At 59.4% G+C, this 15,197-nt stretch carries 11 protein-coding genes; 4 read left to right on the top strand and 7 right to left on the bottom strand.

The window, feature by feature from the left end:
* Positions 1 to 151: 151 nt before the first annotated feature.
* Together ETAA8_RS30555 and ETAA8_RS30550 are read right to left on the bottom strand one after the other, a co-directional pair.
* Positions 152 to 1,927 carry a cytochrome c peroxidase gene (locus ETAA8_RS30555; RefSeq protein ID WP_145098013.1) on the bottom strand — a complete coding sequence of 592 codons (1,776 nt, stop codon included), beginning with the start codon at positions 1,925 to 1,927 and terminating at the stop codon, positions 152 to 154.
* 168 nt (positions 1,928 to 2,095) lie between these two features.
* On the bottom strand, positions 2,096 to 3,790 hold the full coding sequence (locus ETAA8_RS30550) for a M3 family oligoendopeptidase (RefSeq protein ID WP_145098010.1): 1,695 nt from the start codon (positions 3,788 to 3,790) through the stop codon (positions 2,096 to 2,098).
* 223 nt (positions 3,791 to 4,013) lie between these two features.
* On the opposite strand from ETAA8_RS30550, the gene ETAA8_RS30545 reads away from it, so the two are divergent.
* The 3 genes from ETAA8_RS30545 to ETAA8_RS30535 all read left to right on the top strand — a co-directional run bounded on the left by ETAA8_RS30545 (position 4,014) and on the right by ETAA8_RS30535 (position 6,262).
* Positions 4,014 to 5,081, top strand: a complete 1,068-nt coding sequence (locus ETAA8_RS30545; protein WP_145098007.1) for an acyl-CoA dehydrogenase family protein — start codon at positions 4,014 to 4,016, stop codon at positions 5,079 to 5,081.
* Between the two features lie 79 nt (positions 5,082 to 5,160).
* Positions 5,161 to 5,832, top strand: a complete 672-nt coding sequence (gene cysC / locus ETAA8_RS30540; protein ID WP_145098004.1) for an adenylyl-sulfate kinase — start codon at positions 5,161 to 5,163, stop codon at positions 5,830 to 5,832.
* Between the two features lie 142 nt (positions 5,833 to 5,974).
* Positions 5,975 to 6,262 carry a BON domain-containing protein gene (locus tag ETAA8_RS30535; RefSeq protein WP_238397618.1) on the top strand — a complete coding sequence of 96 codons (288 nt, stop codon included), beginning with the start codon at positions 5,975 to 5,977 and terminating at the stop codon, positions 6,260 to 6,262.
* Positions 6,263 to 6,288: 26 nt separating this feature from the next.
* On the opposite strand, the gene lpxK is transcribed toward ETAA8_RS30535, so the two are convergent.
* The 5 genes from lpxK to ETAA8_RS30510 all read right to left on the bottom strand — a co-directional run bounded on the left by lpxK (position 6,289) and on the right by ETAA8_RS30510 (position 12,084).
* Positions 6,289 to 7,362 carry a tetraacyldisaccharide 4'-kinase gene (gene lpxK, locus ETAA8_RS30530; protein ID WP_145098001.1) on the bottom strand — a complete coding sequence of 358 codons (1,074 nt, stop codon included), beginning with the start codon at positions 7,360 to 7,362 and terminating at the stop codon, positions 6,289 to 6,291.
* A 62-nt stretch (positions 7,363 to 7,424) separates the two neighbouring features.
* Positions 7,425 to 8,150 (bottom strand): FKBP-type peptidyl-prolyl cis-trans isomerase, encoded by a 726-nt coding sequence (locus ETAA8_RS30525; RefSeq protein ID WP_145097997.1) that lies wholly within the window; start codon positions 8,148 to 8,150, stop codon positions 7,425 to 7,427.
* A gap of 272 nt (positions 8,151 to 8,422) precedes the next feature.
* Positions 8,423 to 10,624 carry a tetratricopeptide repeat protein gene (locus tag ETAA8_RS30520; protein ID WP_145097995.1) on the bottom strand — a complete coding sequence of 734 codons (2,202 nt, stop codon included), beginning with the start codon at positions 10,622 to 10,624 and terminating at the stop codon, positions 8,423 to 8,425.
* Between the two features lie 47 nt (positions 10,625 to 10,671).
* Positions 10,672 to 11,619, bottom strand: coding sequence for a cytochrome c (locus ETAA8_RS30515; RefSeq protein ID WP_202921362.1), 948 nt, complete (start codon positions 11,617 to 11,619; stop codon positions 10,672 to 10,674).
* Positions 11,620 to 11,778: 159 nt separating this feature from the next.
* Complete coding sequence (locus ETAA8_RS30510; RefSeq protein ID WP_145097989.1) at positions 11,779 to 12,084, bottom strand: transcriptional regulator; 306 nt, start codon at positions 12,082 to 12,084, stop codon at positions 11,779 to 11,781.
* A gap of 343 nt (positions 12,085 to 12,427) precedes the next feature.
* On the opposite strand from ETAA8_RS30510, the gene ETAA8_RS30505 reads away from it, so the two are divergent.
* Complete coding sequence (locus ETAA8_RS30505; RefSeq protein ID WP_145097985.1) at positions 12,428 to 15,157, top strand: hypothetical protein; 2,730 nt, start codon at positions 12,428 to 12,430, stop codon at positions 15,155 to 15,157.
* Positions 15,158 to 15,197: the final 40 nt, after the last annotated feature.

Here is a 15,197-nt window from a genome sequence, read left to right as displayed (position 1 = left end):
AAAACACAGCAGCAGCTCGAACCACTCCGGCCAATCAACCATACTGGCCCAGCTTTTTTAGCAGACCTTTGCCGCCAGAGCCAATCCGTATCAACTCACACTTCACTGTGTTTTGCTCCGCAAAACGACAGGCACCCGGCGATCTCACTACCTACAACGTCTTTAAATACTCCACCAAATCTCTAATCTCCTCCTCAGTCAAAGCTCTCTCACCGGCAACTTTGTCGGGGGAGTGGGGCTCGCGGAGGACGTCGGCGAGCGTGGCGGAGCGGCCGTCGTGAAGGAGGGTGGTCTTGAGGTAGACGTTGCGGAGCGTGGGAGTGTTGTAGCCGCGGTAATAGTCTTTGCTCGATTCGAGTCCCACTTCGTGAACCTGGCCGTCGGTGAAGTGCGGGCCGGTGTGGCACTGGATGCAGTTGCCCACTTTGCCGGTGAAGAGCTGCTGCCCCCGTTGTTGCGCCGCCGTGAGTTGGCCATCTTTGGCGACGAACGGATTGGGGGCGGGCTTGAGTTCGCGCAGATAGGCGAGGACGGCGGCGACGTCGTCGTCGTTCGGGACGGGGCCGTGCATGGTGTCGATGAGGCTCTTGCGCATCGCGGCGGAGAGATCTTTTTGCCAGCCGTGCCAGGTCCAGGGAGCGGTGTCGGCCAGGTGATAAAGAGGCAGGACCGTCTTGCTGGTGAAGTTGGTGTTGTCATTGAGGGTGTCCATGGGAATGCTGTTGGTGCCGCCATCGACGTGGCAGGTGGCACAGCTGTACCACTGATCGAGACTGCGGCGGGCATCGTGAAAAATGGTTTCTCCCTGCCGCGCGAGTGACGGTTTGTCGGGCCCGCCAAGCGCGAAGGTTTTCGTCACCGTCTTGCCGACGATATCAACCACCTGCACCGAATTGGAAAAGTAGTTGGCGACGTAAACCGACTTATCATCCTTGGCGATCTTCAACCCTTGAGGGCGGCCGCCGAGCTCGATGCGGTCGAAGCGGTCGCGATCGCGGAGCACATCGTCGGGAACATGGTCGTCGCTGCCGATTGCCTTCAGCGGGAGATCGTGCGCGCGATAGACGAGCAGTTCGTGCGTGCCCCCGGCGGCGACGATCATCCGCTGTTCATCGCTGGTGAGCGCAAAGCCATAAGGATCGGCAATCGCCCGGCCGCGCGGATCAAGCGCCATTGCTTCGCGCCGCGCGGGACCATCGAGCCGCACGCGCCCCACGCGACTGGCGAGTACCCAGCCCTGGCGAATGTTCGAGATGTTGAGCGGAAAGCCACGGTAGGTCATCCATGTGGTGTAGACGTGCTGCTGATCTTTGCCGATCTGCAACTGGCCGATATTCAGCCCCATGAACGTTTCGTGGAACTTCTGCTTCCTGGTCGGCAGATCGACGACTGAAATGCCCCGGTCGCCACTCGCCGCCACAGCCAGCGTGTTGCCGTCGGCCGATAGCGCCAAATTGCGCGGCCAACGGCCCACGGTGATCTTTTCGGTTACTTCGTTCTTGGCGAGATCGACAATGGCCACTTCAGCCGATGCCAGCAGCGAAACATAAGCTGTCTTGCCATCCTTGGTCGTCACCACGCTGTGCGGCAAATAGCCGACAGCCAGCTGGCTCACCAGGTTCAATTTATCTCCCACGATTTGCAGCCGTTGCAATTCGCCCGAGTGATGACAGGCGATCAGCACTTCGTGGCCGCTGGGCAGCAGGCAGATGCCGGTGGGATGATCGCCGATGGCCAACTCGTGCAGCACCTGGCCGTCGCTGGTGCGAACGAGCGACGCGGTGTCGCTCGTCTGATTGATTGTCACCAGCCACGATTCATCGGGACCGAGCACCAAGTCGACCGGGCTCCGGTCGGGCTCGGCAGCAACAGCCACGAGCGGGGAAAACAATAACGTCAACCAAACAATCGCACGACGGCTAGGCATGATGGGTACCGGCGGGAGGTTAGGAGTGCGGGAGTTTAAGTTTCAATGCAGTTCGGCAGGGATGGAGTTTGGAGTTTGCAGTTGTATTACATAGCCCGACGCGTGAGCGAGGTTGAGGCGCGACTTCATCATACTCCCTTCTCTTCACCCCTTCCGTGCTGCGTCCCGTTAGCCCTGCTTTCCTTCCGCTAGCACCACGCGGGCCTGCTCGACGACATCGCGCAGGCAGCCCGGTTCGAAGGGACTGATCAGACCGGCACCGCGTGCCAGGGCTTGGAAGGGAGCTTCGCCACCGCGACGGCACAGGGCGTTGTAGTCGTCGAGCGTCTTCTGCGGATCTTTACGCGAACGGACCCACAGCTGCAGCGCGCAGGTTTGCGCCAGCGTATAGTCGATGTAATAAAACGGGTGAAGATAAATGTGCCGTTGGAATTGCCAAAAGCCGCCATCGACGACGTGGGGCAAGTCGCCGTAGTCGCGCCACGGCAAATACATTCGTTCCACTTCCTGCCACATGCCATGCCGCTCGGCCGCGGTCGCTTCGGGCTTCTCATAAACCAAGTGTTGAAAGTGATCGACGGCCACGCCATAGGGCAGGAACAGCAGGCCTTGGGTGAGATGGATGCGACGGAACCGTTCGGCATCGGCACCGAAGAACTTTTCCATGTGCGGCCAGGTGAGGAACTCGAGCCCCATCGAGTGGATCTCGCACGACTCGTACGTTGGCCAGAGATAGTCACTCAGCGGTTGCTCGCGGCTGAGGTAGCCCTGATAGGCGTGCCCTACTTCGTGCGTGAAGACTTCGACGTCGTGCTTGGTGCCGTTGAAGTTGGCAAAGATGTACGGCAAGCCATACGAGGGGAACGACGTGCAGAAGCCGCCCGGGCTTTTCCCTTCGCGGTTCTTCAGGTCGGTCAGCTTGGCGGTCGTCATCAAGCGAAAGAAGTCGGCCAGCTCGGGGCCCATCGCGGCGAACATTTCGTGCGCCCGCTCGACCATCCAATCGTGGTCGCCCTGAGGCGCGGGATTGCCTTGCGCGTCGTGAATGGCGTCGTCCCAAAACATGAGTTTGTCGACGCCCAGGTCTTTGGCCTGCTTCTTGCGCAACTCAACGGCCAATGGCACGACATACTTGCGGACTTCGTCGCGAAAAAGGGCGACATCGGCCGCGTTGTAATCGACTCGCTTCATCCGCTGGTAACCCAGTTCGACGAAATTGTTGAACTTCAGCGTGCGGGCCATCTCGTGGCGCAGGTTCACCATGTCGGTATAGATTCGGTCGAGCTGCGGGCGATTATCGGCGTACCATTGCCAGCGGACTTGCTCGGCTTCGTGCCGCGTGGCTCGGTCGGGATCTTCGCGAAACTTGACAATCGCCGAATGATTGAGCGTTTCGCCCCGGAACTGTAACTTGGCGGTCGCCATCACTTCGCCATACTCGGCCTGCAGCTTGGCCTCGCGAACCAGGTGGTCTTGAATGGCTGGCTCGAACGTCATCACATCGGCAGACCACAGGGCAAACGCCTGGGTGCCGTACTTTTGTTCGAGGGCCCCCCGATGCGGACTAGCGAGTAGGAGCCGCTTGATCTTGACATCCAGGTCGGTCAGCCGTGGCTGGAGTTCGTCGCTGTACTCGCGCTCCTTTTTGTATTCTTCGTTGCGCGTGTCTTGATTGAACCGCAACGAGACGAGCGCGCCCCACGTTTCCAAGCGGCGGCGAATCTGATCCCAGCGATGAACGACCTCCGCCGTCTGTTCGGCGGTCTTGGCGCGGGCGAAGGAAGCTTCGAGCTCGGCGTATTCGCGGGCTACTTCTTCGTACTGAGGTGTTTCGACAAAGATCTGATCGATGGTGACGGGCATGGGTGAGCTCAATGGAGGGTCACGGTGAACGTAGGGTGGGCCGAGTGAAACGAGGCCCACCATTCACGTGCGAAATTTGTTGGTTAGGGTGGGCCGAGCAGTGCTCGGCCCACCCTACGATGCTAAATGCGTTTGACTGCAAGTACGTTCGTAGAGTGTATCGCATTCGCGCGGCTCAAACGAGAATCGGCCCCAGGTACGACCCAGTTGCTATAATCGGGTGATGGCTCGCATTACCTCGCCGCACGATGAATCTCTCTCGCAACTGTGCGCGAGCTTGCGCGAACTGGCTCCCACGCTCAATGCGCCCCAAGCTTGGCCAGCTAAACAGTTGGAATTGTGTGCAGCAGCTGGCGTGCACGAGTGGTTCTTGCCGCCCGAAGTAGGTGGCCAAGGTTGGAGCGAAGCCGACTTGCTGCGCGGCTATTTACAACTGAGTGCGGCCTGCCTCACCACGGCCTTTGTCATCACGCAGCGCGTCGGTGCTTGCACGCGAATTGCGGCCAGTGGCAATGTCTTCGCGAGGCAAAAACTATTGCCGTCCTTAATTGATGGCCAAATCTTCGCCACAGTGGGCATCTCGCACCTGACCACCAGCCGGCAGCATATGCAACCGGTGATGCGCGCAGAAGAAACCAGCAGCGGCTTCAAGTTGACAGGGTATTCACCCTGGGTGACGGGCGCTGAGCATGCGCAATCGATTGTGCTCGGCGCGACGCTGGTCGACGGCCGGCAAATCCTCGTTGCTCTGCCAACCGACTTGCCCGGCGTAAGAATTCCGCCGGCTCCGGAACTGGTGAGTCTGACGGCTTCGCGCACCGGCGAAGTCCATTGCGACGAGGTGCTGGTCAATCGCCAGTGGCTCCTTGGGGGCCCGATCGAAAACGTGATGAAGCAAGGTTTGGGCGCAAAAACAGGCGGGCTGCAGACCTCTACTCTCGCGGCAGGATTGACGACCGCTGCGCTTGATTATCTCGAACAAGAGGCGCAGCAGCGGAATATGCTCGCCGAACCTGCCACTGCCATGCGCGCCGAGTTGAACGAATTGATTCATGATTTACTCGCGTTGGCCGAGGGCGAGCAGCCGTGCGCGGCCGAAGATGCGCGGGGACGAGCAAACAGCCTGTCGCTGCGCGCCACGCAGGCGGCGCTCGTCGCTGCCAAAGGAGCCGGTTTCGTGGCGACCCATTCCGCCGGTCGCTGGTGCCGCGAAGCCCTCTTTTTTCTCGTCTGGAGTTGTCCCCAAAATGTCCTCGCGGTGAACTTGTGCGAGTTTGCAGGACTGCACTAAATTTCGTAGCGTGGGCGTTAGCCCACGCGATGCTCAACATGCGTGTCGGCTGAAGCCAAGACTACATAAAAGGTGTAAGTTGTCTGATCCATCATCCGCTACGCAAGTCGTTTGGCATCCTCACAGCGTGACGCGCGCCGAGCGCGAAAGACTGAATGGCCACCGAGGCTGCGTCGTGTGGTTCACCGGGCTATCGGGTTGCGGCAAGAGCACGATCGCGAATGAAGTCGATCGTCAACTGCATCAGCGTGGCGCTCACAGCATGCTGCTCGATGGCGACAACGTGCGCCATGGGCTCAATGCGTCGCCGCAAATGCTCAGTAGTTATGGCGAAGCATTTGCCAAGCGGTTTGGTCTGACCTTCACGCCCGAAGATCGCGTCGAGAACATTCGCCGCATTGGCGCGGTGACCGAACTGTTCGCCTCGGCCGGACTGATCACCCTGACTGCCTTCGTCAGCCCCTATCGGGCCGATCGAGACGCCGTGCGCAAGTTGGTGGAAGAGCGCGGGGAAGTAGGAGATTTCATCGAGGTGTTCGTCGATGCGCCACTTGCGGTTTGCGAAGCGCGCGACCCCAAGGGGTTGTATAAGAAAGCCCGCGCCGGCGAGCTGCCAAATTTTACGGGCATTCATGACCCCTATGAGGCCCCTTTAACGCCGGATCTTCACCTATTATCTGGCGAGAAGACGCCAGACTTGCTAGCGGCCGAAGTGCTGTCGCACTTAAAGAAATGTGGCAAGATTGCGTAAAAGCGAGCTCGGAAGCTTGACACCCTCCAGGCCATTCCTACAGTTAGGTCTATGGAATTCGGCGGGAATGCGCAGTAGGCGGCGCGCGGCCGATATGAATGAGATCGTTCCAGGCGAGGAAGCCTGGGCAAGGAGGAATCGAATGCAAACGCGAACACTCAGGCGTGAGTCTTTAGTCAACGACGATGCGGCAGTCAGCCAACTCGTCGACGCACGTGCAGCACTGCAGTCCAGCAATATCTATGTGCTGCGGAAACTGCAGGTCGACCGTGAAGGAAGCGGCATCGTACTGCGAGGCCATGTCGAATCGTTCTATCACAAGCAGTTGGCCCAGGAACTTGTCCGCGCTGCGGTCGAGGGAGTGGAAGTCCTCAATTCGCTGCAAGTGGTGTACACGCCGAAGTCGGACTATCTGACCGGTACCCGGTAAGTCCTCACGCGCGGTGACTCTGCATTTCACCGCGCTCCTGCCGAGGCAATTAGCAACTCTCGCAATCGATTCTCCAATCGATCCTGCCCGCTCGTAATCTGCAGAGCGATCTTAAGTGCCCGCAGCGGCAACTTGCCAATTGAGTTCACAGGCAACTTCACCAGGTCTTTATGCGTGCAGATTACTCCTGCAAGTGAACCGTGCGCATTCAACCAGTTCGCGAGAGCCTGCTGTTCGGCAGGGCCATAGGCTTGATGGTCGGCGAATTCTTTCCAGGCAGCGATCTGCAGCCCGCATTGCGCTAGCGTGAATTGAAAACCCGCGGGATTGCCGATGCCGGCGAAGGCAGCTAACGGTTTCTCACGCCAATCAGTTAGCGTTTCTTCACGCCCCGAGTGATCGATCAGCGCGACAGGCGCGTGCGTTAGTTCGAGCCAATCGGCCTGCGGCGCGTGCTGCGCCACGATTGCGCGAATCTCGGCGCGTCGCTCCGTGGATATGGCACCGGCGCGCGAGAGGGCGATCACCTGCGCGCGCTGAAGACTGGCGATGGGTTCGCGGAGCAAGCCACGGGGTAATAAGTGACCATAGCCGAATGGCTCGAGTGCATCGAGCAGGACAATATCCAGATTGCGAGCAAGCCGCCGATGTTGAAATGCATCGTCCAGAATCAGCACTGCTGCGCGCGAGTTGCGCAAGGCCTCGCGCGCTGCGGCAATTCGATCGGGATTTTGGATTTGCGGCACAGCGGGGAGCGAAGCAGCGATTTCGAGTGCTTCGTCGTTCGGCCCCTGCCGCTTGCCATAACCGCGGCTGATGAGGGTGACATCTCGTCCTTGCTGACGAAACCACTTGGCCAGCCAAACGACCAGCGGCGTTTTGCCGGTACCGCCAACGGTGAGATTGCCGACGCTAATCACTGGCGCGTCGACTTTGGTTGCCTGCAGTGCGCCAGAGTCAAACCGGCGATTCTTCTGGGCCACGACGGCACCGTACAGGGGCTCGGCAGCACTGAGCAGCGAGCGCAATGTTCCTGCGAGCAACCCTCGCTGTTGCCCGCTGACAATCGCGCGAAAGCTGGCAGCAGTAAGAAACGCCATCGCGCTAGGTCTTCGCTTGTTGTAGCGTGGACTTTAGTCCACGCCGCACGATGAAATCATGACTACTTCACGATATCGAGCAGTTCGACATCGAACACCAGCACCGAGTTCGGCGGGATTGGGCCGCTCCCCTCTTCGCCATAGGCCAGCGCGGCGGGAATGGTGAGTTGCACCTTGTCGCCGACCTTCATCAGCTGCAGGGCTTCGGTCCAGCCGGGAATGACGCGATTCACGGGAAATTCGGCAGGAACCTTGCGCTCGACGCTGCTATCGAACACGGTGCCGTCGATCAGCATGCCGTGATAGTGCACCTTGACTGTGTCGGTCGCTTTGGGCGAGGCACCAGTGCCAGCCTTCAGCGATTTGACTTGCAGACCGCTCTTGGTCTGCTGCACGCCGGGCTTTTGCAGGTTCGCGGCCAGGTAAGCTTCGCCATCCTTCTTGTTCTTATTGCCCGCCCCCTTGGCCTCTTCTTCGCGCTTGGCACGCAGGGCGGCCAGGAACTTATCCATCGCGCCTTGAATCTGCTCGTCGGTCAGTTCGGGCTTGGTTCCGGTCAAACCATCGCGCAGGCCGCGCAAAATCGGTTCGAGGTCGACAGCAGCACCATCGCGCGACAACCGCTGACCAAAGTCGAGCCCAATCGCATAACTGGCTTGTTGACTAACCGTGGTAAGTGGTGCCCGGACTGCGGGCTGGCCGCCTGGAGGAGTTGGCACTTGAGCGATTCCTAGCGAGGCAAAATAAAGTGGGGCCAGTGCGGCCATCAGCAATCCAAATCGAGACATCGAACCGTTCCTATTGAGTACTGAAATTGCAAACCAAATCAGCAACCTTGGATGATACCAAACCAACCCAAACGGGTCTGCGGGGGGCAACGGCCCGCGCCGCTAGCGAAACGCCATTCACCAGCCGTCATCTGCCAATTTGTTACTCAAGCGGATTGAGGTGTTGCATTGCTCGCTCCAAAGCGGCTGCTCCACCTGTATTCGTCCCGCAGGGAAGCCGGCTACAGGCAGCGTCCCTGCGGGACGACTTCAGTGCGAATTCAGCGTGAAGATTACGACGACGCTTTCAGTTTTTCTTGCACACGGTTTTGCTTTTGCGTCTCGCCCGCTTTTTGAAAGGCCTCTGCGGCGCGTTGCCAGTGACTGCGGGCCGCGGTGGTTTTGCCCAACTTGTGCAGGGCATCGGCATAGTGCTCTAGCAGCACCCCGTCGGGATTCTCTTCCTGTACGGCAACGGCTAACTCGCGCGCAGCCTCTTCGTATTGACCCAACTGAAAATAGGCCCAGCCCAGACTGTCGCGATAGGCGTGATTGTCTGGTTCGAGCGCCACGGCCTGCTGTGTCATGCGCAGGGCACGCTGCAAATGCAAGCCGCGGTCGGCCCAGAGATAGCCGAGGTCGTTCAAGGCCCCGGGATCTTCGGGATATTCATCGAGCACCTGTTCGAGCCATTCGACAGCTGCAGGAAAGTCACCCTGCTCGAGCGCGATGTTCGAAAGGGCCAGCTTCGCGCTACGGAGTTGCTCGCGCATGGCCGCTTGTTGCTTGGCGGAATGCTTGTCCAAAAACTTCTCATACTCGGCTGCGGCGGCGGGCCAGCGTTTGGCGTGATAGAGGATCCAGGCCTTACGACTTTCGTAGCGCGGATTGGTCGGCTGCAGTTGCGAAGCCTTGTCAATTTCCTGCAAGGCGGCATCGGTCTGCCCGAGCATCTCCAAAGCGCCAGCCAGATAGTAGCGAATGGCGGCCGGATTCCCCGGGGCCGGTTCGGCGGCAAGGACCTGGCGAAACATCTCTGCAGCGAGGTCGTTCTTATCTTCGAGAAACAGACCCAGCGCCCACTGCGTGCGGAGTTCGGTTTTGTTGGGCGGATCGAGCGCCAGCGCTGCTTGGAACAACTGGCCGGCAGCCTCCATCTTTCCGCCCCCGCGGGCGATGATCGCAGCGGCCAGAATGGGCGCGTGCTTGGCCTTGGGATCGGTTTGGGCAGCTTGTTCTTGCGCGACCTTGATGCAAGCGGTGACAGCGGCAGTATCTTTTTGCAATCGCGTTAGTAGCTCGCCCAGCGAATCGAGCGAGCCACTCCGCTCGGCCAGTTGGCCCGCTGCGGCCAGCAATTCGCGAAACTCTTTTTGCTGCCAATGATGCTCGATCAGTTTTTGCGAACTGTCGGTATCGGACTGCTTAGCGAGTGTGGCGGTGAGGAGTGGAATAGCGTCGTCGAACTTGCCGGTCGTCCACAGGGCATTGGCCAGCGAAAGTGCCAAGGGATGATTCTCGGGCTGTTCCTGGTGGAGTTCGCGCAAGCGCGCGATCAATTGTTCGTGCGCTGCGGCCGGATTCGCCGCTTGCTGACCAAGCAGCTTGGCGAGTAATTCGTACGGTGCGCGGCCGCTGTCAGCGGTCTTGGCGGCGAAGTATTCGTTCAACAGTTTGATGGCGTCGTCACGCTTGTCTTGTGCTGCGGCGACTCGCGCCAGGCGGAAGGCCAATAGCGGAGCATTGGGCTTGGCCAGATCGGCTTTGCGAAAGGCCTTCTCCGCGTCGGCATGCTGGCCCGCTTCGAGAAAACTCTCGCCCCAGAGGACATAGGTGATTGCTGCTTCGCCGATGAGCGACTTCTTCGCGCTGTCGTCGAGTGACGACTTCTCTTCTTCCAGTGCGCGACGGACTGCTGTGAAGGCTGCAGCTGATTTTTGATATTGTTGGGTGAGAAAGTAAAGCCGGCCAAGTTCGGCATAGACTGTGGCGGCGCCCAGGTCGGTGGGGACACCAGCTTGCAACTGATCGTCCTTGGCGAGCGACTTTTCATACATCCGCAGCGCGCGGGTGTAGTCTTGCTTATCGGTCAGATAGATGGCCAGCCGGCGCACCAGCAGCGCGTCCTTGGGATCGCGCTCGGCTGCAAGTACGGCATAGCGGGCAGCAGCTTCGCTCTGTTTTGCTTCGAAGGCCAGCGGCACAATTTCGGCCAGAAGAAAATCGGTCTCGGGATCGTAACGCCAGGCACGTTGCAGGTGCCGCAGGGCGAGGAGTGTCTCTCCCTTTTGCTGCAACAGGCGACTTTGCGCGTAGTGTGTGGCCGCGGTTAGCTTGTCTTCGGCAGCTTCGCTGCGCGTCTTGGCGGGCTGCAAGACTTCGGGTAAGTCGAAGGTGGTATCGGCGTCGGACTTGCCCGGCAACTGTGGCGGTTGACCAAGCGCGGCACTGACAAAAGTAACGAAGAGAGTCGAAACAACCAGCGTGCGAATCATGGGCAGAGCCTTAGCAAGTGCCGGAAGGTGGGCACTGTAATTGTAATTCACTTCTGGTCCCGATATTGCTTATGGCACGTGACGCATTGCTGCTGCATGCGCGTGACGAGGTCGCGCGCTGGAGCGGTGTCTTTGACCTTGCCGGCTGCAAGTGCCTCGATAGCCAGATGAAGTTCCGCTGCCGATTTTTGCATGTCGGCCGCCAACTTCTGAAAATCAACCGGCAACTTAGTGACGGCAGGCAAGCGCTGGAACTCGCGAAAGTCCTCGTCGAGTTGAATTGCGTCGGTGGTCGCCTGCTTCCAGTTAGGACCTTTCACATCAATGGCTACATTGAAGTGCTTGAGGACCGTATCGAAGCGATCGTCGATCTTGAGCATCGCATCGACGAGTGGCGTCGGCGCGACGGCTTCGGGAAGGTCCGCTGGAATCTTGTCGAGCTCGGCTGCCAGTGGCTTTTGAAACGAGCCCGCGTCCTTAATTAGCTGAGCATAATTGGGCGACGTGCCGGCCTGTTTCATCCAGGCGAGAGCCTGCTCGGGAGTCCAGTTGTCCACCGTTACACAAGCGACCGCAGCAGCTGCTGGTCCGCGATGTTTACCATGGTGGCAGTGAATCAGAACTGGGCCCTTCGATTCCTTCACGGCTTTGGCGATGAGCAGCGCTTTTTCTTTGGGCAGCGCGTCGTAGCCAATCGGCACATGGACATACTTCAGGCCGAACTTTTTGGCATTCACGAGGTCGGGCTGAGCACCATCGACACTGATGATGGTCTTAATGCCGAGCTTCGCCAACGTCTCGAATGCGACTTCGCCGTTGGGGCCGCCACTGCTATAGACATTCGCCGACAGTTGATGGACGTTTTCCATCACCGCGGGGGGAATGTCCTTCAATGGCTTGGCGGGAAGCTTGGCAGCGGGATCTTGTGCGATGGCGAATAACGCAACCAACGACCAGCATGCAGCGAACATCAAACGGGAAGGATGCTGGGGCATGATAGGTTTGCTTGAGGAGTTGAACAACACAGTTCGTCGTTTAGACAACCGTTTGTAGCATACTCGGCGCATAAAAAAACGCTTCGCGCCAACCGGGCAAGTTGGCGCGAAGCGTCGGCACAAGGAGTGCGAACGTGGCTGGTCGAAGGGCCGGCAAGCTTACAAGCGATCGTCGTCGCCGGCAGAGCCTTCGTCTTTGGTCGGTTTCAGAGAATCCCGTTCGCGGCGGGTTGCTTCGAGATCGAAGACCAGGTACTTCATGTCGAGCCGCAATTGGCTCAAAGCTTCCTGCACCAGGTTGAGAATTCGCCGACGGCGTTTGGTGCTGTCGACTACGCGAAACATCAACGGTTCAAGCCGCGAGCGAACTTCCGCCGGCAAGGCCGCAACGGCCGCGGCCAGGTCGGCCACGTCCTTAGGAAGTTCTTCGGTGGCTTGAGCAGTGATTCGCGGCGAAGTCGACATCAGTGATTTCTCCCAGAGGTTGGTCTTATGCCAGCATTAAAAGCAGCCGGCGTACCAGTCCCTGGGTACGGCTCGTTGTGCGTTGCGTAAGTTTATGGCTATTAAGCGGTTGCGACAAATCAAGGATTTTCGCAGACCTTGGTTCGCTGTGGAGCTTTCGCCACGTTTGCTCTGGCCGGTGGTCGTAACACTTGATACAAGGCCACCTTACAGCATTCGCCACACTCGTGGCCTCAAGTTGCCGAAAGGCTACATAGGGGACGAACCGCGCAGCACGCGCCAATGTTGTTTAGTTCGCTCCTCAAAAGTCGTTCGCTTTGATGCCCCAGCAGGATCCCGCTCGATGCAGCGAGCCCTCAGCACTTCGCCCCACGTTCGACCTCAGCGGTCGCGGTGCGCGCGGCTGTTAGGGTTAGTGTTCGGGCTGCTGACGGTGCTGCAGTTCATCACTACGCAGCCAGCGGTCGCACAGTTCCGCGATACGTTCGAATCGCCGCAAGCGACCTGGCAACTGGCCGCTGCCGATGCTGGCGTGCGGTTGATCGGGCAGGAACGAACTTTTCGCCAGTCGCGCTCGGGAAGTGGTAGCGAATACCTGCGGCTGTCGGTCGGCACGGGCACTTACGTTCACCTGGCCTATCAGCTGGAACGAGTTCCCGTAATTGCCGAGTTCGAGCCTTCGCTCTGGATCAAATCGGATCGGCCCAATTTACAAGTGCTGATTCGCGTCGTCCTCCCCCGCACGACCGACCGCGGCACCGGCAAGCCCCTGACGACGCTCCTGCCAGGCGATACTTATACCGACGTGGGTGCCTGGCAACAATTGTCTGTGAAAGAAGTTCTCCGCCGGCTCGATGGCCCCGAATTGATTCGCCTGCGCCGCGAATTCGGGCCGGAAGTCGATGTTCGCGGCGCTCAGGTCGATCTGCTCGTCCTCAATGCGTACAGCAGTCCCGGCAATCTGCAACTCTGGATCGACGATGTCGAGATCAAAGGCTTCGTGCCACAAGACAAAGTGGGCGTGAATGTCTCGCGCCCCACCATCGACAACACTCCCTTTGGTGGCACCAACGAGGGACCGGCTAATCTCGAAACGCCAGGAGCGGAGATTCAAGGTTCGCATTTGTTGGCCAAGGGTCGTCCCTTCTTGCCACGCATTATTCAACATCAAGGGGAACCGCTGGCCTGGTTGCAATCGCTGGGTTTCAACGCGGTAAAGTTCAATGCTTCACCATCACCGGCCTTGCTAAAGGAAGCGCAGCGGCTGGGAATGTGGATTGTTGCGCCACCACCATTTGCCGATGAAACTGCGCCGCCGCCCGAAGCCTTCAAGCCCGTCTTGGCTTGGAGCCTGGGGACTCGGCTCGTCGATCGCGACGTTCCTTACACGCGCGATCTGGCCCAAGAGATTCGCAGCATCGATCCGCAGCGGCAGCGCCCGCTGCTCGTTGGTGCCGATTGCGAACTAAGCGAATACAGTCGGCTTGCCAGTCTACTACTAATCGACAAACGAACGGCAGCGACCAGCTTCGAACAAAATGACCTCCGCGCTTGGCTCAGCGATCGCGAACAACTTGCCCGGCCAGGTACGCCCTTCTGGGGCACGGTCTACTCGCAGCCAGCCGCCGCGTTGCAGCAACAGTTGACACTGCTTGGGCGCAACTCGACTCTGCCCGACGATTGCGACCTTGAGCAACTTCGCTTGACGATGTATCTCAATCTTTCAGCTGGCATGCGTGGGTTGATTTTCCCATCCGAAACGCCACTGAGCATCGATACGATTCCGACTTCGATGCGCACCGACGCGCTGCGGATGCTTAATTTCGAACTGCGGCTGATGGAGCCCTGGATCTCCGGCGGTCAGTTGACCGAGGAGCTTTCTGCGCCCGAAGCGGGCGTGTATGCCGCCGTCTGGCAGACCGAACGCTCGCGGTTGCTCCTCGTCACGCAACGAGCGGCTGCCCAGCAGTATGTAGCGACACCCGCGCCTCGCAATCAGTTCACGCTGGTTGTCGCCGGAGTCCCAGCGGCCAGTCAGGCTTATCAAATCACTACGGCTGGCCTGCGAAAGCTTCGTTCGGCCATGGCAACTGGCGGCCTGCGCGTGACGGTCGACGAAGCGAGCACATCGTCGGCTGTCGTCATCACACACGATCCGCTCGTGATTCACTATCTCAATCGCACGCTGAGTGAGATCAAGCAAGACGCGACTCGGTTGCGGCACGATCTGGCTGTGCGTCGGCAGACGCAAATTGTCGACATCGATCAACGATTGAACATTGCGGGCCACACGCTGAAAGAAGCGCCCACCTGGCTGCGAGAAGCGGAAGGGAACCTGGCCCAATCGCAGCGGGTGATGTCGACCGGTGATTTCTCGGCAGCTCATGCGTACATCGTGAAGGCTGAACAACAGCAGGCCCGCATTCGTCGCGGTCACTGGGAACAATCGGTGGCTGCCTTTCATGCTCCGGCCGCCAGCCCGTGTATCGCGCAGTTCACCACGCTGCCCCTGCACTGGGAACTAGCCGAACGCCTGCGTGGAGCCACGTGGGGAGCCAATGCCCAAGCGGGGGGCGATTTTGAATCGCTCGATCAGATGACCAAGGCTGGCTGGAAAAACTACAACCGCCTGCCCGATGGTGTGAAGAGCGAAGTCGCCTTGTCACTCGTCAATCCTCACGGCGGACGAAGTGCCCTGCGACTGGCAGCTGCCGCGCGCGAGCCCAAGCAATTGCCTCCCCCCTTCGAACGGCCCGTTGTCTGGATCACCAGCAGCCCGGTACCGGTACGTGAAAAGCAAATTGCCCGCATCACTGGTTGGTGCTACGTTCCGCAGGTCGTCCACGGCAGCCACGACGGCCTGATGATTTTCGATTCGATCGGCGGACCCGATCTGGCCGACCGCATACGACTCACTCGCGGCTGGCGGCAATTTACTTACTATCGCGCGGTGCCTGAATCGGGCGAACTCGTCGTCAGCTTTGCCCTCACCGGCCTCGGCGAAGCCTGGGTCGACGACGTGCATGTCAACCTGCTCGACCCCGATCCAATCCGCGAGACAGCGGCGCGCTAATAACAGGGTCGGGGCAAATTTCGGGCAGCTTGGCTCTATC

The organism is Anatilimnocola aggregata, assembly GCF_007747655.1.
Taxonomy (GTDB): Bacteria; Planctomycetota; Planctomycetia; order Pirellulales; family Pirellulaceae; genus Anatilimnocola; species Anatilimnocola aggregata.
This window is presented reverse-complemented; position numbering and strand designations above follow the sequence as displayed.